The following is a 19,529-nucleotide window of genomic DNA, read 5'->3' as shown; positions in this document are numbered from 1 at the left end:
GCCCGCAAGCCCGGGGGGGTTGGTGGGTGTCCCCGCCGGCCGTTATCCGGCCCATTCGCCCGCTCGCTTCGTTGTCGGCCGCCCGAATACAACACCGGTATTCGGGCGGCCTTCCGCCTCCCGAGCGAACGAATGGACTCGGATACCGACTCGCCGCGAATTCCCAGACACGCCCTAGGGCGTGTCCGAGAGACACGCCCTAGCGGTCACACGACCGCGCCGTCGTCGGTGTCGTCGGCGTCGCGGTCGGGCCGCAACCGGCTGATGAGCAGCCACACCCCGCCCAGGAACGCCACGAAGCCGACCAGGCGGCCCGGATTGGCGCCCAGCGGCGCCAGGCCCGGGTTCACCACCAGAGCGACCCCGCCGATGATGAGCAGGATCCCGCCCACCGCCTGAAGGCTCGGCCACAGCAGCGGCGGCGGCTCCGGCGGCACGTACTCGTCCTCGTCGTCCTCGGGCAGCTCGGCGTCCCACAGCTCCAGAAGCGTGGGCTCCTCCGGTGCGGGCTCGGGCGGCGGGGCCGCCGGTTCGGGCTCCTCCTCGACGCGCTCGGCGGCCAGGCCCCGGATCAGCTCGTTGAAGCGCCGGTCGACGTCCTCGGGCAGCAGCTCGTCGTCTCCGCGACCGTTGCCCTGCCCGCTGCTCTCCGACTCCTCGCCGCGCTCAGTCATGGACGCCCCGCGTCTTGGTCAGCAGCCGCTCCATGAACTCGGCGCTCCCCGAGAAGATCGTCTCCGCGTCGTAGTCCAGCGTCGCCACATGGAAACTGCGCGGCAGCACCGTCGACTCCACGTCCTTCGACCGCACCCCCGCGCGCACCACCGCGCTGTTGCGCGGGTTCACCACATGGTCCTCGGCGCTGGTGTAGATCCGCAGCGGCACCGTGATCCGCGACAGCTCCGGACGCGTGACCTTCCACAGCCGCCGCAGCGACGCGTACGCCGCCACCGGAGTGCGCGAGGTGGTCTTCTCCCGCACGTCAGGCTTGTTCACGTCCGAGCCGATCGAGGCCACGCTCGGCATCACGTACTTCAGCACCGGAGCGAGGAAGCCCTCGGGCTTGGAGTCGAAGATCGCCGGATTGACCAGCACCAGCCCCGACAGGTCGCCGCCGCGCTGCTCCGCGAGCCGCAGCGTGAGCGACCCGCCCATCGACAGGCCCCCGGCGAACACCGGTCTGCCGAGCGCGAGCGCCTCGTCGAGCGCCTGCTCAAGCCGCGCGTACCACTCCTGCCACGTCGACTTCGCCAGCACCTGCCACGTCTGCCCGTGCCCGGGAAGGAGCGGCGCGACCACGTTGAAGCCCGCGTCGCGCAGGTACTCGCCCCAAGGCCGCATGCTCGCCGGGTCGGACGTGAACCCGTGACACAGCAGCATCGTGGCCTTCGCGTCAGGGCCGAGGTCGAACGTGAACTCCTCGGATTCGATCGGCACGTCGCCTCCCGGGTCGCTGGGCAGGGGACCCTGGCATCCCCTATCGCGCTGCGTGCCCATTCTCGCACGCGCCCGCCGCCCGCCGCCACCGCAGGATCCGCCCCCGAAACCCCTCCCGCGAGGCCGCGCCGGGGCCCCGGCCCGCACACGGCGCGGGGGATTGACTAGTGCCGATACGCTTGAGCGCGTGCTCTACTGGATTCTGAAGGCGACACTGGGGTCGCTGCTGTGGGTGGTCTACCGCCCGCAGGTCGAAGGGCTCGAACACGTGCCCGAGGGCGGCCCGGCGATCCTGGCCTCCAACCACCTCGCCGTCACCGACTCCTTCTTCATGCCCCTCGTCGTCAAACGCCGCGTCACCTTCATCGCCAAGGAGGAGTACTTCACCGGCACCGGCTTCAAAGGCTGGTTCGTGCGGACCTTCATGAACGCGGTGGGCGCCATCCCCGTCGACCGCGCGGGCGGCGACGCGGCCACCGCCTCCCTCGACACCGGCAAGCGCGTCCTCTCCGAAGGGCGCCTGTTCGGGATCTACCCCGAAGGCACCCGCTCGCCCGACGGGCGCCTCTACCGCGGCAAGACCGGCGTGGCCCGCCTCGCCCTCCAGACCGGCTCCCCGGTCGTCCCGGTCGCCATGCTCAACACCGGCGAACTCCAGCCCATCGGCCGCCGCATCCCCCGAATCGGCCGCGTCAAGATCCGGTTCGGCATCGCGCTCGACTTCAACCGCTACCGCGAGCTCGTGGGCGACCGGTTCATCGAGCGCGCCGTCACCGACGAGGTCATGGACGCGCTGCGGGAGCTCTCCGGGCAGGACTACGTGGACGAGTACGCCGCGAAGGTCAAGGAACGCGAGACGGGGGAGTAGTCCCGCACCTTATATACGCATCCCTCATTCGGGTCCGCCGCTGCGCCCTCTATTCGGGTCCCCCACTGTGCCGTCTATTCGGGTCCCCCGAAGCCAGCGCGTCTGCGCAACGCGGGCAGGTCCACCACCACGATCTTGCGGCCCTCCGTGCGCAGCCAGCCGCGCGTGGCGAAGATGCCGATCGCCTGATTCACGCTCTGACGCGAACCGCCGGCCATCTCCGCCAGCTGCGTCTGGTTCAACTCGATCGTGGTCATCGGGGACGAGTGCTGCTCGGCAAGGCGCACCAGCGTCTTCGCCACCCGGCCCGGCAGGTCCAGGAACACGTGGTCGGAGGACTGCTCGGTCAATCGCCGCACGATCATGCCCATCGAGCGCAGCACCGCGTCGAGCATCTTCGGATTCCCATGCACCAGTTCGAGGAACGAGGACCGCGCCAGCGCCAGCGCCGACGTGTCCTCCAGCGCCTCGGCGCTGGCCGAGCGGGGGGAGCCGTCCAGGAGGGAGACCTCGCCGAGGACTTCGGGGGCGCGGGCGACGTGGAGCATGGCCCGCTCGCCGGTGGCGGCGGTGCGGAAGACGCTCACCGCCCCGGAGCGGATCATGATGAGCGACTCGCCGGGCTCGCCTTCGAAGAAGAGCAGGTGTCCGCGCCGGTAGTGGCGCTGTACCGCCACTCCCGCGATCTGCCGCCGTGCCTGCGGGTCGAGGCCGGCGAACATGGCGACGCCTGCAAGCGGGTCTTCAGATGGGTTGACACCCATAGTTCTCCCCCTTCGGTGGGTCCCGGGTCCGCGGGTTCCCTCCGATGATCGCTGTCTTTTCCGTCGTTGTACAGAGCCGGGTGTCGGAAACTTCACGCTCCGTTGGCCCGTGTGTCCAGACGGTGCACTTGTCGCTCGGCCGAGCGTACGAGCGAGTCTACGTGCTTTCGCGTCTATTGTCCGGTATCGCGGTCGTCGTGTGTGGATTGCGAGGTCAGATTCCGGCCGACTGATCGTATGGCGTAGCGTCGACTCCAGTCCGGCGACATACGGGCGCGGGACGAGAAGGCCCGAAAATACCGCCTGTGCTCATACGAAAGGCCGATGCGTGGCGTATCGATACTTCTACGACTGCGAGTTCATCGAGGACGGTCGCACGATCGACCTGGTCTCGATCGCGGTCGTCGACGAGCACGGCCGCGAGTTCTACGCCGTCTCCACCGAGTTCGACCCCTCGCGCGCGATCGACTGGGTGCGGCGCAACGTCCTCGACAAGCTCCCGGCCCCGGCGAGTCCGCTGTGGAAGAACCGGTCCACCATTCGAGACGAGCTCTACGAGTTCCTGGTCTCGCCGGTGCGGCGCAAGACCGGGACGCACCCGGGCGAGCGGATCGAGCTGTGGGCCTGGATCGGCGCGTACGACCACGTGGTCCTCGCGCAGTTGTGGGGCACGATGCCCGACCTGCCGCGGGCGCTGCCGCGCATGACCAAGGACCTGCGCCAGCGCTGGGAGGACCTGGGCCGCCCCGAGCTGCCCGCGGCCGACGAGGCCGACCTGCACGACGCGCTGACCGACGCGAAGCTGAACCTGGACCGCTGGAAGGTCCTCGAATCGGTGCGCGGCGAGCGGGCCGCGTACGGCCCGGTCGATTCGCGCCGCTGACCGGCCCCGGACGAACCCCAGGTGGCCGCCACCGGGCTCCCGTATAAGGTGGGCGGTGTTTCGGCAATGAGGCCGCCCAGTTAACAGAGTCCTCACTCCAGGGAGTTCTACACATGCGCATTGGCGTGCTCACCGGCGGCGGTGACTGCCCCGGTCTCAACGCGGTCATCCGCGCCGCAGTCCGTAAGGGCACCAAGGAATACGGCCACGAGTTCGTGGGCTTCCGCTACGGCTGGAGGGGCCCGATCGAGGGCATCACCCAGCCCCTGGACTGGGACTCCGTCGAGGGCATCCTCGATCAGGGCGGCACCATCCTCCACTCCTCGCGCACCAACCCCTACAAGATCGAGGGCGGCGTCGAGGCCATCAAGAAGAACATGGCCGACCTGGGCGTCGACGCGCTCATCGCGATCGGCGGCGAGGACACCCTCGGCGTGGCCACCAAGCTGACCGCCGACGGCGTCAACTGCGTGGGCGTGCCGAAGACGATCGACAACGACCTCTCGGGCACCGACTACACGTTCGGTTTCGACACGGCCGTGAACATCGCCACCGAGGCGATCGACCGCCTGTGGACGACCGCCGACTCGCACGACCGCTGCATCGTGGTCGAGGTCATGGGCCGCCACGCCGGCTGGATGACCCTGCACGCGGGCATCGCGGGCGGCGCGAACGTGACCCTCATCCCCGAGGTCGAGTTCGACATCGAGAAGGTCGCGGCCTTCGTCAAGGACCGCAAGGACGCCGGCAAGGCCACCATCGTGGCCGTGTCCGAGGGCGCGCACGCCAAGGAGGGCATGGTCCTCAAGGACGGCGAGGTCGACGCGTTCGGCCACGTCAAGCTCGGCGGCGTGGGCGACTGGGTCGCGGCGGAGATCAAGGAGCGCGCCGGCATCGAGACCCGCGCGATCATCCTCGGCCACCTCCAGCGCGGCGGCACCCCGACCGCGTTCGACCGGGTCCTGGCGACCCGCCTCGGCCTGGAGGCCGCCGACGCGGTCAACGAGGGCGACTTCGGCAAGATGATGGCGCTGCGCGGCACCGACGTGCTGCGCATCCCGATCCACGAGGGCACCGACGTGCTCAAGACCGTGCCGGTCGAGCGCTACGCCGACGCCGAGGTCTTCTTCGGGGTCTAGTACTCGATCAGCGCAACCACGGGCGCGTCCGGTCGTTAGACCGGGCGTGCCCGTCGCTTTCGCAGCAATGGAAATCGGCGAGATCCCGCATCTCGCCGATTTCACGTTCCACAAGACCCTGCCGGACATCGACTTCGACGGGGTCCCCCTCGTCGGCCTCGACGCCGACTTCTACCGGCGGCCGGTCGGGGACCGGCTGCTCAGCGTCGGCGTGTACCGCTTCGGCGGGTCCGAGACACACCGGGCCTGGGGGTGGGTCGGGGAGGAGCACTGCGCGTGGCACGCCTACCGCGACCCCGAGTCCGGTTTCGACGGCCCGCACGAAGGCTGCCCGCTGCTGCGGGTCCTGCGCGAGGGCGACCGGGCCTACGGGTTCGAACTCGGCTCAGGTCAAGGCGTCCGGCAGTTCCTCATCGACTGAACGGGCCCGCTCCAGGCGGGTGACGCGGCGCGTGTAGACGATCGCGGCGACCGAGATCGCGAGCCCGAGGAACAGCCCGCTGCCCGCGAAAGTCGCGGACGCGCTCGGCGAGAACCCGAGGATCGCTACCGGCAACTGCACGAACGCGATCAACCCGACCAGCGCCCACTTGCTGCGGCCCTTGCCCCACAGCAGCGCCGTCCAGATCGGCGCGACCACGATGGCGAGAATGCCGATGTCGAGGGCCCAGTGCACCACGGGGTTGTCGACCCGGTCGTGCTGGAACGCCATCGCCGGACTTGCGACCGACACGATCATGGCCGCGACGGTCGCGACGAAGGCGATACGACGTGTCATGCGTGACCTCCTTTGCAGCGGAACCCCAACGCTACGGGCGGTGAGCAACCGTGTCTGTCGGGTATCCGCCACTTGGCGAACCTTTCCCGAGCTCGGAGCCGGTGCGCGAGCCGAGGGAGCGGCCGGTGACGGCCGAGCGAGGCGGTCGCGGCGCGAGCTGCGCCCGATCGCCATCATGAGCACCGACGGTCCGTGACCGGCACGCACGACGAAACGCGGCGCGGACGCGGTCGCAGCGCGAGCCGCGCCCGATCGCCATCACGGGCGCAGATGGCCCGTGACCGGCACGCACGACGAAACACGGCGCGGACGCGGTCGCCTTCGCGGGCGGGCGCGCCGCGAGCGCGGACGGTGCTCGCAGCGGCGAACGCCGAGGAGGGGATGGTGCGCGGCAACGACCACAGTCGGTACGGCGGCGGCCGATCGCCCTCGCGGCCCGCCCGCGCGCGGTCGCTACCGCTTCGACCGGCGCGACGTCGCGCTCCGGCGCGCTTGCGCGCCCACCCGGGCGCGGTCGCCACACGCGCCCGCATGGGCCGGAGGCCTCGAACACCGGCACACCCGTCCGCGTGCGGTGTTCCCAGCGCCTCGGCCACCGCCTCGGGGGTGAGCCGCGGCGCGCCCGCCCGCGCGTGGTTTCCCCTTGCGCCCTAGTGACCCCGCGTAACCCAGGCCCGCCCGCGCTCTCCGTCCTCCTGGGCGCGGTCGAGGTCGGCGCGGATCTGGAGCCTGCCCGCGCGCGGTCTCTACCGCTTTGACCGGCGCGACGCCACGTCGCGCTCCAGCGCTCCAGCGCGCCTGCGTGCCCGCCATCGGCCCCAACGGGCCGGGAGGACCACCTTCCGCGCTCCGGCACGTCCGCGCGCCCACCCGTGCTCGCCCGGGCGCGGTCGCCACACGCCGCCTACATGGGGCCGGAGTACTCGAACACCGGCGCTCCCGCCCGCGCGTGGTCTTCCATGGGTGTTTGACGCCCTCACCCACCACCATCCCGGCGCTCCCGCCCACGTGCGGTCTCCATGCGACGAAAGAGCCGACCGCCCCTTCGGGGGCGGTCGGCTCATTCGCTCGTCTCAGTCGCCGCTCAGCCGTGGCTGCGCGACAGTTCCGCCGCCTGGACCGTGTGGCGCAGCAGGAGTGCTGTCGTCACCGGGCCGACGCCGCCGGGGACCGGGGTGATTCGGCCCGCGACCGGGGCGACTGCCGCGTAGTCGACGTCGCCGACCAGGCCGCCGTCGGCGGTGGGGTTGGTGCCCACGTCGATCACGGTCGCGCCGGGCCTCACGAAATCCGCGCCGATCATGCCCGCGCGGCCCACCGCCGCGACCAGGACGTCCGCTTCGCGGCACACCGCGGCGAGGTCCTTGGTGCGCGAGTGGCACACCGTCACGGTCGCCGACTCGTTGAGCAGCAGCAGCGCCGCGGGCTTGCCGACCACCGTCGACCGGCCCACCACGACCGCGCGGGCGCCTTCGAGCACCAGGTCCTCGTGCTTGAGCAGCTCCAGCACCGCCGCGCTCGTGGCCGGAGCGAACGTGCGGCGGCCCTGCGCGAGCCGTCCGAGGCTCTCGGGGTTCGCGCCGTCGATGTCCTTGTAAGGGCTGATGTACCAGCCGACCTCGCCGAGGGTCACGCCCTCGGGCAGTGGGGTCTGGCAGATGATCCCGTGCACGGCCGGATCGGCCGAGAGCTCCTGGAGTGCCGCAACGATCTCGTCCCGGCCGGGGGCTTCGAGCTGCACGATCCGGCAGTCGACGCCCTCCTTCTCGGCGGCCTTCTTGATCGACCGGACGTACCAGGCGGTGCCCTCGTCGTCGGTCGGGACCAGCACCGCCAGCGTGGGCGCCAGGCCCTCGCCGCGCAGCTTCGCGGCCGCCTCGCTCACTTCCGCGCGGATCGCCTTCGCGAGGGCGCGCCCGTCGATGTCGCTCATGCCCGGATCCTCTTCGCCACCGCGTGCATGATGGCCTCGGCCTGCACCTTCGACTGCAACGCCTCGTTGAGCTCGCTCGCGAGGCGCTCGCGCTCGGCGGGGTCCTTGATCGAGACCACGTTGATGTCCACGTTCAGCGCCGCCGACTCCAGGGCCGACTTCGCCGCCGACGCCGCCACCGCGACGTCGGAGACCACGTTCGGGTTCGAGCCCTCCAGGATCCGGCCCGACAGGCGGATCACCGCGGCCGCGACCTTCGCGACCGCGAGCGGGACCGCCGCGGCCTCGACCAGGCCCGACTGGATCGCCGCGGTCCGCGCGGCCTTCTCCTCGTCGGATGACTTCGGCAGCTTGTAGGCGGCCACGACCCCCGAGAACGCCTCGGCGTCGTCCTCGGCGAGCTGGAGTGCCTCCAAGCGGAGCCGCTCGGCCTCGGCCAGGACCTCCCGCATCACGGTCTCGTGTTCGGCGTACTTGGGTTTTCCGATGGTCAGATTGCACACCATCGACACCAGGGCCGCGCCCATGGCGGCGTTGATCCCAGCCGCCGCGCCGCCGCCGGGCGCCGGTAGTTCGGAGGCGAGGTCGGTCAGCCAGTCTTCAATACTCGTCTTGCGCACCCGACCAGCCTAAGCGGTGCCGAAAGGTGGGATGTCTGCGATCGTCCCGATGTGTCGCGGACGAGTGCTCGGGTTCACCCAATGGGAACGGCAAATCGCCTTGGTGCCCCCCAGTGGCCCCCGCGTACGATATCCGCGTGAACCGCCAATGGCATGATCTGCGAAATCCAGGTCTCGTCCCCGTCGTCGCCGACGAGGAAGAAGCCGAGCGCTATCAGCTCGACGCCTGGCGGGACCTGCCCCGCGAGCAGGTTCCCCCGTGGCCCGACTACGCGGAGGTCGAGGAGGTCACCGGCGTGCTCGCCGGCGTGCCCCCGATCGTGGCCCCCTACGAGGTCGACCACCTGCGCGACCTGCTCGCCGAGGTCTGCGAGGGCCGCGCGTTCCTCATGCAGGGCGGTGACTGCGCGGAGACGTTCATCGACAACACCGAGCACCACGTGCTCGCGAACATGCGCACGCTGCTCCAGATGGCCGTGGTGCTCACCTACGGCGCGTCGCTGCCGGTCATCAAGGTCGGCCGCGTCGCCGGCCAGTACTCCAAGCCCCGCTCGGCGGCCACCGACTCGCTCGGCCTGCCGGTCTACCGCGGCGACATGTTCAACTCGCTCGAAGCCACCGAAGAGGCCCGCGTCTGCGACCCGCAGCGCATGATCCGCGCCTACGCGAACTCCGCGGCCACGATGAACATGCTCCGCGCCTACCTGCGCGGCGGCCTCGCCGACCTCATGGCCGTCCACGACTGGAACAAGGACTTCGTGCGCACCTCCCCGGCCGGGGAGCGCTACGAGGCCATCGGCCGCGAGATCGACCGCGCCGTGCGCTTCATGGCCGCGTGCGGGGTCGAGGACGACAACCTCCACACCGCCGAGGTCTTCTCCTCGCACGAGATGCTCGCCATCGAGTACGACCGGGCGCTCACCCGCATCTACGACGGTAAGGCCTACGCCCTGTCGGGCCACATGGTCTGGAACGGCGAGCGCACCCGCCAGCTCGACGGCGCGCACATCGACTTCCTCTCGCGCGTGGCCAACCCGGTCGGCTGCAAGATCGGCCCCACCGCCACGCCCGAACTCGTGGTCGAGATGTGCCAGAAGCTCAACCCGGAGAACCTGCCCGGGAAGCTCGTGGTCATCACCCGCATGGGCCACCAGAACGTGCGCACCCTGCTCCCGCCGATCATCGAGAAGGTCCAGGCCGCCGGCCTCAAGGTCGTCTGGCAGTGCGACCCCATGCACGGCAACACCTTCGAGTCGGCCTCCGGCTACAAGACCCGCGCGTTCGACCAGGTCGTCGACGAGGTCCTCGGCTTCTTCGAGGTGCACCGCCAGACCGGGACGCACCCCGGCGGCATCCACATCGAACTCACCGGTGAAGACGTCACCGAATGCGTCGGCGGCGCCCAGGAGATCCGCGACGACCAGCTCTCCGACCGCTACGAGACCGCCTGCGACCCGCGCCTGAACACGCAGCAGTCGCTCGAACTGGCGTTCCTGGTGGCCGAAATGCTGCGCCACTAGGACTGTCCTTCGAGCACCGTCGCGCCATAGAGTGGTGCGATGAGTACACACGACGTGTTCCTGCTCGGCGGAGTGTTCCCCGGCGCCTCGCCGGCGGCGACACTCCGCCGTTTGGTCTCCTATGCGCGCCAAGCCGAAGCGTCGGGACTCGACGGCGCGTGGGTCGCCGAGCACCACTTCATCGAATACGGCGCCAACCCCTCGGCGACGCTCATGGCCGCGCACCTCCTCGCCGCCACCGAACGCATCCGCATCGGGACGGCCGTCGCGGTCCTCTCCAACCGCCACCCCGTGGCCCTGGGGGAGGAGGCCGCCACATTGGACGCTCTGGCCTCCGGCCGGTTCAGCCTCGGCGTCGGCCGCGGCGGGCCCTGGATCGACCTCGACGTCTTCGGCACCGGCCTCGAACGCTACGAACGCGGCTTCGAGGAAGGCCTGCGACTGCTGAAGCGCTGGCTCTCAGGGGAGGCCGAAGTGGCCCACAACGGCGAGTTCTTCGACGTCCTGCCCGTGCGCGTGATGCCGCCCGGTACCGGCGCGCCCGTGTGGGTCGCCGCGACCGGCGAAGGCACTGCTCGCCTCGCCGGGCGGCTCGGGTTGCCGCTGCTGCTGGGCATGCACGCCTCTGACGAAGACCACGTGGCGCTCTTGCGTGCCTGGAACGAGGAGGCCGCTGCTGCTGGCTTCGATCCCGAAGGGGCAGAACACGTCTCGACTCACCTGGCCCAGGTCGCCGACGGTCCCGAGACCGTGGAGCGGCTGCGTGCCTCGCTCACCGAGCTGCTCACTCGCGGTGTGGGCCAGTACGTGAGCCTCAAACCGGGCCGCGGCGTCCGCGACCACGCGGCCTATGTGGATTGGATGATCGAGCGTCACGCGGTGGGCTCCGCTGCGGAGGCCGCCGAACGTCTGGCCGCCTCGGCTGAGGTCACTGGGGTGCGGCGTCAACTGCTGCTGGTCGAGGGCCTCGGTGAGCCGGATGCGGTGGGGGACAACATCGCCGCGCTCGGCGCGGCGCTCACCGGTACGGCGCGTACGGAGGAAGCTGGGGCGGCAGCGCCTTGAGCGGTTCGCGGCCCTTCTGGCGGAACCATTGGTTCGCTGAGCCGGTGAACAGGCAGATCAGCGTCACGAGCGGCATCGACAGACCAGCGAGCGTCCCGAGCAGCCGCGAACCGTCGACCGGCGCGCCCTCTTGGGTCTCGAAGCCCGCGTAGAGCCCGAGGAACCCGATCACGAACGCGGCCAACATGACCAGAATCGTCATCACCTGAGCCCACCGCCGCCCGGCCCCGATCTTCGCGGCCAGAATTCCGAGCAGGATCACCAGCGCGACCACGACGACGATGACGACAACGACCAGCGACGCCAGATCCTCGACGCCCTCAGAGAAGTCATCGGCGAACCCGAAATCCTCGAAGTCCACGAGGCTCGACCAGAACAACCCCGCCAACCCAGTCCCGGTCCCACAGCAGATCAAGAACGAGAACTGCAACCACAACATCACCTGCGCGGCAGTGACGGTCCCGGGCTTGCGATACAACAGATCAGGCGGCAACGGCGTGGCAGGCGGCGTGTACAAGAGGCAATCCTCCGAGCTCGGGCGGTAACCGATTCTACGGCCCGGGAGCCACCGAATACTGCTCGCATTCGCGGAACCAGCGTTCGGCTGCGGGGGAGTAGACGCACATGCAGGCGATCAGCTGGCAGATAACGGATGGGGCCGCGCTGGCGAAGGTCGCCGCCGAGGTATAGGAGGGAAACAGCGCGATCGAAGTCAGAACGAGGATCGCTATGAAGCCGACTATCGTTCCGGGTCGGCCGCGTCGGTCGCCCTTGCCGAGGCGGATCGTGGTGAGTGCCGTGTAGAGGACGCTTCCGATGAACACCGCTGCCAGCACCAGCCACACCGCGCCACCGAGGGCCTGGATCGGGAGCGTATCGAGGGCTTCCACGATGAAGGCCGGAACCCACAAGAAGATCGGCATGAAACCGCAGCAGACAACGAACGCGAGTTGCAGCCAGATCAAGACCGCCGCCGCTGTGATCGCTCCGGGCTTGGTCGGGGTGTTCGAGGGGACCGTCATGGCCTCGTCTCCAGTGTCAAGAGGAGTTGAACATGTTCAACTTAGCGCTCCCGGGCCCGTTGCAAAAGGACTCGAGACCGGACCCACAGTTGGGTCCGGTCTCGGGTGCTGCGGCGTTGTTGCCGTTTCAGTCGTCGAGGGCGGTTCTCAGGGCTTCGAAGACTGTTTCGTCTTTGAACTCGAAGTTGTTGTCCTGCAAGGCCTTCGGGCGGATCTTCGCGCCGCGTAGGAGTTCTACCGCGGCTTCTCCCGCCACGAGCTTGACCGCGAAACCGGGGATGATCCACGGGGTGGGGCGGTGGAGGACCGCTCCGAGGGCCCGAGTGAATTCGCGGTTGGTGGCCGGGGTGGGGCCGACCATGTTGATCGGGCCGTGCCAGTCGTGCTCGATCGCGGCGACGGCCGCGGCGACCCAGTCGCGCAGCGAGATCCAGGGCATGTACTGGCGGCCGTTGCCGAAACGCCCGCCGAGGAACCAGCGCCAGGCCGGGATGAACTTGTCGAGCAGGACGCTGTCGTCGCCGAGAACGTGCCCGGTGCGCAGCTTCACCACCCGCGCCCCGCCCTCCTCGGCGGCCTTGGTCGCGTTCTCCCATGCGAGGCAGGTCTTCCCGAGGTAGTCCGCCGCGGCCGGAGTGGACTCGTCGACCTCGACGCCCGCGCGGTCGCCGTACCAGCCCGCGGCCGAACCGTTGACCAGCGCCGGAACCTTCGCCTGCGCCACGGCGGTGGCGAGCACCTTGGTGGGGATCACCCGGCTGGAGACGATGTGCCGCTTGTAGGCCGCGTTCCACCTCCGCCCCGCGATCGAGGCGCCGCAGAGGTTCACGACCACGTCCACTCCGTCGAGGATCTGCGGGTCGAGCGCCTCTTTATAAGGGTCCCAACGGATCTCGTTCTCCTCGTCGGGCCGGTGGCGCACCAGCCGCACGAGGTCGTGGCCTTCGAGTGCCCGCATCAGGGGTTTGCCGAGATAGCCGCTCGACCCGGCGATGACGATCCGCATTCCCCAAGCCTATGGCCTCGGAAGGGCGTACCACTCCCGGACCTGCGTTCGCAGCCCGGGCGCTTGGAGTTCGGCGTTCGCCTGGACTGCCGCGAGGGTCTGCGCGGCGAGGGCCCGGCGCCATTCGAGTTCGGCCGAGCGCATCGCGGTGTCGATCGCGCACGGGGCGCGGAAGACCGACGCGGGCTCGTCGGCCCACACCCCGTTCTGGCGGATCTCGGCGCACTGGAACGCCTCCGAAGGCCCCTCGATCGCGGCGAGCACGTCCATGAGGGTGATGTCCTCCAGTGACCGCGCGAGCTTGAACCCGCCCTTCTTGCCCGCCGTCGAGGTCAGAATCCCGGCCTTGACGAGCGGTTGCAGCTGCTTGTTGAGGTACGCGGGCGGCAGGCCGTACCCGGCGGCCAGGCGCGCGGTCGAGACCGGGCCCTCGGTCCCCATCCAGTCGAGCAGCAGGCAGCAGTGCGCGGCCCACTCGACGCCTTCGCTGATACGCATACCCCGATGGTAGCCATCCTGGTTCGCATCGGACGCGGGCACGGGAGGGACAGGTTGCGAATCATTATCTAGATATGTAATGTCTAGATAAACGAGAACGAGGAGCCACCATGGAATCCAACCCCGTCGTCACCCGCGCCGCCGACGCCGAGCGCCTCATGCACGCCCAGCTCTCCGTCATGACCCTGCTCGCCGACTCCTCCCAGACCGGCGAGGCCCTCTCGGTGACCCGCTCGACCTTCCCCGACGGCGGCGACGGCGCGCCCTCGCACTTCCACACCGCCGCGACCGAGTCGCTGTTCGTGATCGCCGGCCGCCTCCAGGTCCTCACCGGTGACGAGGTCGTGGAGCTGGACGCGGGCGACTTCGTGAGCATCCCGGCGGGCCTGCCGCACGCCTTCGGAGCCGCCAAGGGCCACGACGCCGACATCCTCGCCGTGTTCGCCCCGGCCGCCGACCGGTTCGACTACTACCGCCTACTCGAACGCGTCAACGCAGGCGAGGCCGACCCGTCCGAGATCGCCGCCTCGGGGGACCACTACGACAACCACTACGTGGCGAGCGAGGCCTGGCGGCGCGCCCGGTCGGCATGAGCGGGCGGCGGCTCCGATTGCATCGGGTGCCTAACCTGGATGGCCCGACTCGAACCGCCCCAACGTGCCCGCGCGCGCCGCCGCGCCGAAAGGACCCCTCGATGCAGCCGATCCCCACCCCGCCGCCGCGCCGAAAGCGCGTCCTGCTCGTCATCGCCATAGCGGCAGTCGTGGCCGCGGCCGCGGTGACCACCGTCGTGGTCCTGGTCAGGGACAGCCCAGCCAAGGCCGTCGAGCGCTACCTGACCGCGCTGCTCGATCGCGACATCGAGGCCGCGTTCGCCGAGGTCGTGCCCGATCGCCTCCCCGAATCCGAAGAGCTCTCGGTGTTCCTGGTCGAGGACGCCATGCGCACCGACTGGAGCTTCGAGGTGATCGAGACCGGCGGCGAGCTGGCAGGCGGCGGGCGCACGGTGCGGGTCGACTTCACCGGTCTCGGGCAGTCGAAGGGGGCGAGTTTCGCGACCGAGGAGTCAGGCGACGGCTGGCAGGTCGCGACCCCGTTCTCGTGGATCACCTTCGAGCGCTCGTCCCTGACCTACCTGGACGTGGACGGCATCCGCCTTGTCGACCCCAGTCCTCAGATCCTGTCGCCCCGCCCGCTCTACCCGGTGTTCCCGGGCACGCATCGGTTCTTCGCGAGCCTGCCGGAGGGTGTCACCGCGTCCAACGCCGAAGCGCTCGAAGGCCTGTCGACGCCCGAGCCCAAGCCCGTGCTCGGAGAAGACCATCCGGGGCCGATTCCCGAGCTGGTGGTCGAGGGTGAACTGCTGGACCAGGCCGGTGAGCAGATCGCGGCGATCATCGACGCCTGCGCCGCCACCGGCGACCCCGGGCCGCGGCTCGCGGGCGACGTCGCCAGCTTCGAAGGGTTCTGCCCGTTCGCCTTCCGGACCGCGTACGAGTACGAGGACGGTTCCTCGATGTACCTGGACAGCCGGAACGTGGAGTGGACGGTCGACCCGTACCCGCAGTTCACCCTCGCCGACCCGCCCGGGCTGTCGCCCGAGCACGAGGCGGGGTCCGCCGGAGTCGAGGCCGTCGTCGAGCAGGAGGGGGCGTTCCGCGTCACCGGCGAGGTCGTCGAGTACTCGACCGTGTCGAGCAGCGGCGAGTATCAGCGGCTCGCGTTCGACTGCGAGTTCGCCCCGGACGGCTTCCGGGGCGTCATCGACGAGAACGACGCGATCACCATGGTCTTCCTCACGACCGATCTGGAGACGAGCGCGCACCTGACCGCCGAACTGGACAACGAGCGCTGCACGCACACGTTCGAAGCCCTCTGAGCGGCCTCAGAGCCCCAGTCGGGTCAGGTCCAACCGGCCGAGGCGGTTGCTCCAGGGCACGTCCGCTTTGAGTCCGGCGAGGACCGCGCGCTGGAGGGAGTTGTCCTCGGGCAGCTCCCCGAGCGGGGTGTCCTCGGGGCGCGCGAACACGAAGCGCCACAGGTCGGAGCGGTTGCCCTCCGGGTTCGGCTCGCCTTCGAGCTGGAACAGCGCCGCGAAGCCGGGGATATTCGACCGCTCGGGCAGCCAGTCGCGAAGCTGCGGGTCCAAGAGCCAGGACTCGCAGTAGAACGCCATGTCGTCGGGCCCGGCGAAGTGCTCGGGAAACACCGTCGGGAAGAACTCCAGGGCCCACTCGGCCGAGTCGCGCACCGCATCGAGCGTGAGGGGCCCGCCCTCGCCGCGGATGTGGACGCCCAGGTGCGGCCGCTCACCGGCGCCTTCGAGGCAGAACTGGAGCCGCCCGAGCTGGTACAGCGTGCCGCGCACATGCGCGGAGAACCAGTGCGCGACGTCCAGGCCCGGCCGCCCGAACAGGCGCCGGTTGAGCCGCAGCTTCTCGCCCACGTCGGCGAGCACCCGTCGCGACAGCTCCTCGTCCACGCCCCGGCCGCGGTGGTACTCCAGCATCGCGGGCACGGCCGCGAGCACCGGGAACAGCCCGGCCAGCGGCCGCTCCGCCGGAGGCTTCGGCCACGGCAGCCACTTGCGGCCGCCCATGTCGGCGAGGATCGACTGGTAGCAGCGGTCCTCATATTCGCGCGATGCGGCGTCGCCGACCGCGAGCGCGGCCGCGTCGGCGTCCTCGGGGTCGGCGCCGCACCAGTCGAGCAGCAGCTCGCGGACGGCGGCCGTGTCCAAGTCGGGGTACGCCGCGATCGCACCGGGGAGCGGAAGGTCCTGAGTCACCGGCCTATGTCACCACGCCTGGACCCCCGGCGGCAACATCGGGTCGGTCACCTTAGGCTGGGCTGCGTGCGACGGTTGTTGACGCCTCCCTGGATCGTCCTGCACTGCTTCGCGGTGGTGTTGACGGTCGCCTTCGGGCTGCTCGGATGGTGGCAGCTCTCGCGCGCCCAGGGCGGCAACGCCATCAGCTGGGGCTACGCGTTCGAATGGCCGCTGTTCGCGCTGTTCACCATCGCGCTGTGGATCAGGCAGATGCGCCTCGAACTGCGCAAGGACCAGCCCCCGAGCGAGCGCCGCCGCGGCCGCCCCGAACCGCCGCCGATGACCTCGCCGTTCGAGCCCGCGATCCTGCGGGCGCGTCAGACCGAACCCGAGCCGCCCCGGCCGCAATCCGCACAGGAGAGCCACGCATGAACGCCGCGCTGATCCGCTTCCGCATCGTCGCCTGGATCGTGGGCACCTGCCTGATCCTGCTGGTGGGCGTCGCCATGCCGCTCAAGTACTTCGGCGGCGACGAGACCTTCGTGGCGATCATCAGCCCGATCCACGGCCTGTGCTATATGGTCTACCTGGTGCTGGCCTTCCACCTGGCCCAGCAGGCCGGTTGGAAGTTCTGGCCCCAGACGGTGGGCCTCATGCTCGGCGGCACGGTCCCGATCGGCTCGTTCTTCGTCGAGCGCTGGGCGCACCGCCGCATCCTCGAAGAGCACCCGCAGGCCGCCGACCCGAAGGTCCGCTCCGAAGTCTGAGACCGACGCGAAAGGGCCCGGCGAACGCCGGGCCCTTTTCACGCGTCTACTCCAGGTACGACCCGGACTTGAAGGTGTCCCAGTCCAGGCTCCAGGCGGTGAACCCGTCGCCCTGGGGCACGTCCAGACCGGTGTTGGAGACCACGACCGGGTCGCCCCAGCGCACGAAGTTGTAGAGCCACTCGCCCATCGCGTCGCTGACGTTGATGCACCCGTGCGACCCGTTCGAGTTGCCGAGCCGGTCGGCCGCCCAAGGCGCGCCGTGGATGAACTGGCCCGAGAAGGTCAGGCGCATCGCCCACTTGACGTCGGTCTCGTAGTCGTAGAGCTCGGAGACGAACGTCGACTCCTCCTCGCGGCTCATGATCGTCATCGTGCCCGAGTACGAGCGGGCGTCGTTCCCGTCGATCGGGGTGTCCGAGCCCAGCGAGATCGGGATGGTCTGCACGATCGTGCCGTCCAGGTAGGCCCGCATCTGCTTGGAGTTGTTGTCGGCCTCCAACATCCGGGCCTCGGAGTCGGTGGTGAAGTTCGTGGACTGGTCGAACTCGCCGTAGCGGCCCTCGCCCAGGTCGAGCCCGCCGAGGCCGAGCCTGACGCTGACCTGCGTGTTCGGCTGCCAGAACTCCTTGGGCCGGTATTCGAGCGCCCGGCCGGTGATCCAGTGCCAGGAGCCCTCCTGAGCGGGCTCGGAGGTGACGAACAGGCGGCGCTCGACGGCCGCGCGTCGGTCCTCGGGCACCTCGTGCCCGTCGAAGCGGAACGCGAGGATCGCGCCCTGCCCGACCGTGGTGTCCGGGTTCGGCAGGTAGTTCTCCAGGCCCACGCGGTCCCCGGGGGAGGGGATGAGGGTGAAGGTCGACACGGTCTCGCCGGTCACGCCCTCGGCGTCGGTGGCGGTGACCGTGGCGGTGTAGGTGGCCTCCCACTCCAGCGGGCTGGCCGGGACCCAGGTGGTCCCGTCGGGGTGCATCTCGCCCTCGACGGCGTTCCCCGAGGCGTCGGTGAGCGCGAACTCGTTGAACTCGCCCTCCTCGACCGTCCAGGCGATCTCGGTGGCCGCGGTCGCATCGGTGCTGCCGTCAGCGGGGGTGAGCTGCACTTTCGCGGCGCTCTGCGGCTCCTCGGGCTCGGCGTCGCCGCCGCCGTCGATGGTGCCCTTCTCCTTGGTGCAAGCGGCCGCCAGGCCCACCGCCGCCGTTCCGGCGGCGGCGACGAGAGCGCCGCGTCGGGTCAGAGAGGTTCGTGCGAAGGTCATCGCCCCACGGTACACAGGGGAAGCGAGGAGTCGTCCTCTTCGTCCCTGTGAACTGCGCTGCCCTCAGCGGATGCTGAGGTGCACGTGGTTCGTGTGGTCCGAGGACGGGTCGCCGTACGCGCCCGAGTAGGACTTCCAGCCCGAGGAGGGCATCCAGATCTGGCGGTACCAGATCACGTACTGCACGCCCAGGGCCTGCGCGTTCTCCACGAACCAGGCCGCGAGGTTCTGCCCGTAGTCGTAGTCGCCGCCCGTGGCGTCGCCGCCGAAGCCGTTGGCCTGGGACGAGAAGTCGCAGGCCCGGCCCTTGCCATGCTCGCCGAACGAGGAGGTCCGGTAGCACTTGACGTACCTGGTGAAGCCCACGATCTGGGCCTGCTCCAGCGCGTGGAGCGTGCGCGGGGTCAGGCACGCGCCCGTGGTGGGGTCGTTCTCCGAGCATCCCTCGCCCGGGAGCGTCCCGTCGGAGTTGCGCGGCGCGGGCTCGGCGGCCGGGGCGTCCGAGGCCGAAGGGCCCTGAGCGTTGTCGCCGCCGCTGGCGGCGAGCTCGCGGGCGGCCTTGTCGCGGGCCGCCTCCATGTCGTCGGCGACGTCCTCCTGCTCGGCGATGTTGTCCTCGAGCGTCTGGCGGGTGGCCTCGATCTCGGCCAGGCGCTCGATCAGCTCGCCCAGGCGGACGGCGCGGGACTCGCCGAGGAACTGGAGCATCGTCATCGCGTTGATGGCGTTCTTGGGGTCGCCCGAGGCCATGAGCGCGGCCGTGGACTGGTAGTCCGAGGTGGTGGACGCGACGTAGGCGTAGTCCTCCAGCTCCACCTGGAGCTCGGCGACCTCGACCTGGGAGTCGGCGAGCTCCTGCTCCAGGTCGGCCTGCTCCTGGATCAGGGCGTCGAGCTGGTCCTGGGCGTCGAGGTAGTCCTCGATCGCCTGGCTGAGCTCGGAGGAGGCTCCGTGGTCGCCGTTCTCCTGCGCGCTCGACTGCGAGCCCGGCGCGATGAGGAAGACCACGGCCGCGAGGGCCACGATCGGGAGCGACAGGACGCGCTTGAGGCCGCCCAGGGCGGCGCGGGGGCGGCGGTGCGCTGCTGAAATGCCGGCGTTCAAGGCTTGGGAGTCCTTCGGTTGCTCGGAGCCGTGTCCACGGGGTGGTCGGCGTACAGCCTAGAACGAGAGGATTGTTCGACCGAACTCGGGCCTTTCG

At 70.0% G+C, this 19,529-nt stretch carries 23 protein-coding genes; 10 read left to right on the top strand and 13 right to left on the bottom strand.

All coding sequences use genetic code 11. The features are described 5' to 3' along the window. Window positions 1-206: 206 nt before the first annotated feature. On the bottom strand, window positions 207-674 hold the full coding sequence (locus tag AB0B28_RS21205; RefSeq protein WP_360124182.1) for a hypothetical protein: 468 nt from the start codon (window positions 672-674) through the stop codon (window positions 207-209). Next, window positions 667-1,437 (bottom strand): alpha/beta fold hydrolase, encoded by a 771-nt coding sequence (locus AB0B28_RS21200; protein WP_360124179.1) that lies wholly within the window; start codon window positions 1,435-1,437, stop codon window positions 667-669. The genes AB0B28_RS21205 and AB0B28_RS21200 overlap by 8 nt, the downstream gene beginning before the upstream one ends. A 187-nt stretch (window positions 1,438-1,624) precedes the next feature. Here AB0B28_RS21200 and AB0B28_RS21195 point away from each other — a divergent pair, with 187 nt between their 5' ends. Further along, entirely contained in the window at window positions 1,625-2,305 is a 681-nt protein-coding gene (locus AB0B28_RS21195; protein ID WP_360124176.1) for a lysophospholipid acyltransferase family protein, read from the top strand. 74 nt (window positions 2,306-2,379) lie between these two features. Here the strand turns inward: AB0B28_RS21195 and AB0B28_RS21190 are convergent, their stop codons facing one another. Next, a complete protein-coding gene (locus tag AB0B28_RS21190) occupies window positions 2,380-3,069 on the bottom strand; it encodes a Crp/Fnr family transcriptional regulator (RefSeq protein ID WP_360124173.1) in 690 nt (229 codons plus the stop codon). 328 nt (window positions 3,070-3,397) lie between these two features. Here AB0B28_RS21190 and AB0B28_RS21185 point away from each other — a divergent pair, with 328 nt between their 5' ends. The 3 genes from AB0B28_RS21185 (at window position 3,398) to AB0B28_RS21175 (ending at window position 5,512) form a co-directional block, all read left to right on the top strand. Further along, window positions 3,398-3,952, top strand: coding sequence for a polyadenylate-specific 3'-exoribonuclease AS (locus AB0B28_RS21185; RefSeq protein ID WP_360124170.1), 555 nt, complete (start codon window positions 3,398-3,400; stop codon window positions 3,950-3,952). Window positions 3,953-4,065: 113 nt separating this feature from the next. Beyond that, complete coding sequence (locus AB0B28_RS21180; RefSeq protein WP_360124167.1) at window positions 4,066-5,091, top strand: 6-phosphofructokinase; 1,026 nt, start codon at window positions 4,066-4,068, stop codon at window positions 5,089-5,091. A gap of 67 nt (window positions 5,092-5,158) precedes the next feature. Continuing rightward, window positions 5,159-5,512, top strand: coding sequence for a hypothetical protein (locus AB0B28_RS21175; protein ID WP_360124164.1), 354 nt, complete (start codon window positions 5,159-5,161; stop codon window positions 5,510-5,512). On the opposite strand, the gene AB0B28_RS21170 is transcribed toward AB0B28_RS21175, so the two are convergent. From AB0B28_RS21170 to AB0B28_RS21160, 3 genes are all read right to left on the bottom strand, one after another. Beyond that, a complete protein-coding gene (locus AB0B28_RS21170) occupies window positions 5,477-5,869 on the bottom strand; it encodes a hypothetical protein (RefSeq protein WP_360124161.1) in 393 nt (130 codons plus the stop codon). The two genes, AB0B28_RS21175 and AB0B28_RS21170, sit on opposite strands and share 36 nt — an antisense overlap. Before the next feature lie 1,084 nt (window positions 5,870-6,953). Continuing rightward, entirely contained in the window at window positions 6,954-7,802 is an 849-nt protein-coding gene (locus AB0B28_RS21165; protein ID WP_360124158.1) for a bifunctional 5,10-methylenetetrahydrofolate dehydrogenase/5,10-methenyltetrahydrofolate cyclohydrolase, read from the bottom strand. Further along, the gene (locus AB0B28_RS21160; RefSeq protein WP_360124155.1) at window positions 7,799-8,422 is read right to left on the bottom strand and encodes a cyclodeaminase/cyclohydrolase family protein; all 624 of its coding nucleotides are present in this window, start codon (window positions 8,420-8,422) and stop codon (window positions 7,799-7,801) included. Before AB0B28_RS21160 ends, AB0B28_RS21165 begins: the two co-directional genes overlap by 4 nt. A 158-nt stretch (window positions 8,423-8,580) precedes the next feature. On the opposite strand from AB0B28_RS21160, the gene AB0B28_RS21155 reads away from it, so the two are divergent. Both AB0B28_RS21155 and AB0B28_RS21150 read left to right on the top strand, forming a co-directional pair. Continuing rightward, complete coding sequence (locus AB0B28_RS21155) at window positions 8,581-9,942, top strand: class II 3-deoxy-7-phosphoheptulonate synthase (RefSeq protein WP_360124203.1); 1,362 nt, start codon at window positions 8,581-8,583, stop codon at window positions 9,940-9,942. Window positions 9,943-9,981: 39 nt separating this feature from the next. Beyond that, on the top strand, window positions 9,982-11,007 hold the full coding sequence (locus AB0B28_RS21150) for an LLM class flavin-dependent oxidoreductase (RefSeq protein ID WP_360124152.1): 1,026 nt from the start codon (window positions 9,982-9,984) through the stop codon (window positions 11,005-11,007). On the opposite strand, the gene AB0B28_RS21145 is transcribed toward AB0B28_RS21150, so the two are convergent. The 4 genes from AB0B28_RS21145 to AB0B28_RS21130 all read right to left on the bottom strand — a co-directional run bounded on the left by AB0B28_RS21145 (window position 10,961) and on the right by AB0B28_RS21130 (window position 13,533). Next, on the bottom strand, window positions 10,961-11,524 hold the full coding sequence (locus tag AB0B28_RS21145) for a hypothetical protein (protein ID WP_360124149.1): 564 nt from the start codon (window positions 11,522-11,524) through the stop codon (window positions 10,961-10,963). The two genes, AB0B28_RS21150 and AB0B28_RS21145, sit on opposite strands and share 47 nt — an antisense overlap. 34 nt (window positions 11,525-11,558) lie before the next feature. Further along, a complete protein-coding gene (locus tag AB0B28_RS21140; protein ID WP_360124146.1) occupies window positions 11,559-12,029 on the bottom strand; it encodes a hypothetical protein in 471 nt (156 codons plus the stop codon). 127 nt (window positions 12,030-12,156) lie between these two features. Next, a complete protein-coding gene (locus AB0B28_RS21135) occupies window positions 12,157-13,035 on the bottom strand; it encodes a TIGR01777 family oxidoreductase (protein ID WP_360124143.1) in 879 nt (292 codons plus the stop codon). 9 nt (window positions 13,036-13,044) lie between these two features. After that, the gene (locus AB0B28_RS21130) at window positions 13,045-13,533 is read right to left on the bottom strand and encodes an Rrf2 family transcriptional regulator (protein ID WP_360124140.1); all 489 of its coding nucleotides are present in this window, start codon (window positions 13,531-13,533) and stop codon (window positions 13,045-13,047) included. A 110-nt stretch (window positions 13,534-13,643) separates the two neighbouring features. Here AB0B28_RS21130 and AB0B28_RS21125 point away from each other — a divergent pair, with 110 nt between their 5' ends. Together AB0B28_RS21125 and AB0B28_RS21120 are read left to right on the top strand one after the other, a co-directional pair. Further along, window positions 13,644-14,126, top strand: coding sequence for a cupin domain-containing protein (locus AB0B28_RS21125; RefSeq protein WP_360124137.1), 483 nt, complete (start codon window positions 13,644-13,646; stop codon window positions 14,124-14,126). 101 nt (window positions 14,127-14,227) lie between these two features. Beyond that, window positions 14,228-15,412 (top strand): hypothetical protein, encoded by a 1,185-nt coding sequence (locus AB0B28_RS21120; RefSeq protein ID WP_360124134.1) that lies wholly within the window; start codon window positions 14,228-14,230, stop codon window positions 15,410-15,412. 6 nt (window positions 15,413-15,418) lie between these two features. Here AB0B28_RS21120 and AB0B28_RS21115 read toward each other — a convergent pair whose 3' ends face one another. After that, window positions 15,419-16,321: an acyltransferase domain-containing protein gene (locus AB0B28_RS21115; protein WP_360124131.1), complete on the bottom strand. Its 903-nt coding sequence runs from the start codon at window positions 16,319-16,321 to the stop codon at window positions 15,419-15,421. A gap of 66 nt (window positions 16,322-16,387) precedes the next feature. Here AB0B28_RS21115 and AB0B28_RS21110 point away from each other — a divergent pair, with 66 nt between their 5' ends. Both AB0B28_RS21110 and AB0B28_RS21105 read left to right on the top strand, forming a co-directional pair. Continuing rightward, window positions 16,388-16,735 carry a hypothetical protein gene (locus AB0B28_RS21110; protein ID WP_360124128.1) on the top strand — a complete coding sequence of 116 codons (348 nt, stop codon included), beginning with the start codon at window positions 16,388-16,390 and terminating at the stop codon, window positions 16,733-16,735. Beyond that, a complete protein-coding gene (locus AB0B28_RS21105) occupies window positions 16,732-17,070 on the top strand; it encodes a DUF3817 domain-containing protein (RefSeq protein WP_360124125.1) in 339 nt (112 codons plus the stop codon). Before AB0B28_RS21110 ends, AB0B28_RS21105 begins: the two co-directional genes overlap by 4 nt. A gap of 46 nt (window positions 17,071-17,116) precedes the next feature. On the opposite strand, the gene AB0B28_RS21100 is transcribed toward AB0B28_RS21105, so the two are convergent. Both AB0B28_RS21100 and AB0B28_RS21095 read right to left on the bottom strand, forming a co-directional pair. Further along, window positions 17,117-18,328, bottom strand: coding sequence for an Ig-like domain-containing protein (locus tag AB0B28_RS21100; protein WP_360124122.1), 1,212 nt, complete (start codon window positions 18,326-18,328; stop codon window positions 17,117-17,119). 63 nt (window positions 18,329-18,391) lie between these two features. Next, the gene (locus AB0B28_RS21095) at window positions 18,392-19,432 is read right to left on the bottom strand and encodes a hypothetical protein (protein WP_360124119.1); all 1,041 of its coding nucleotides are present in this window, start codon (window positions 19,430-19,432) and stop codon (window positions 18,392-18,394) included. Window positions 19,433-19,529: the final 97 nt, after the last annotated feature.

Source organism: Glycomyces sp. NPDC046736, assembly GCF_040645615.1.
In the GTDB taxonomy this organism is placed as follows: Bacteria; Actinomycetota; Actinomycetes; order Mycobacteriales; family Micromonosporaceae; genus Glycomyces.
The sequence above is the reverse complement of the archived record's forward strand: the minus strand, read 5'-3'. Positions and strand labels throughout refer to the sequence as shown.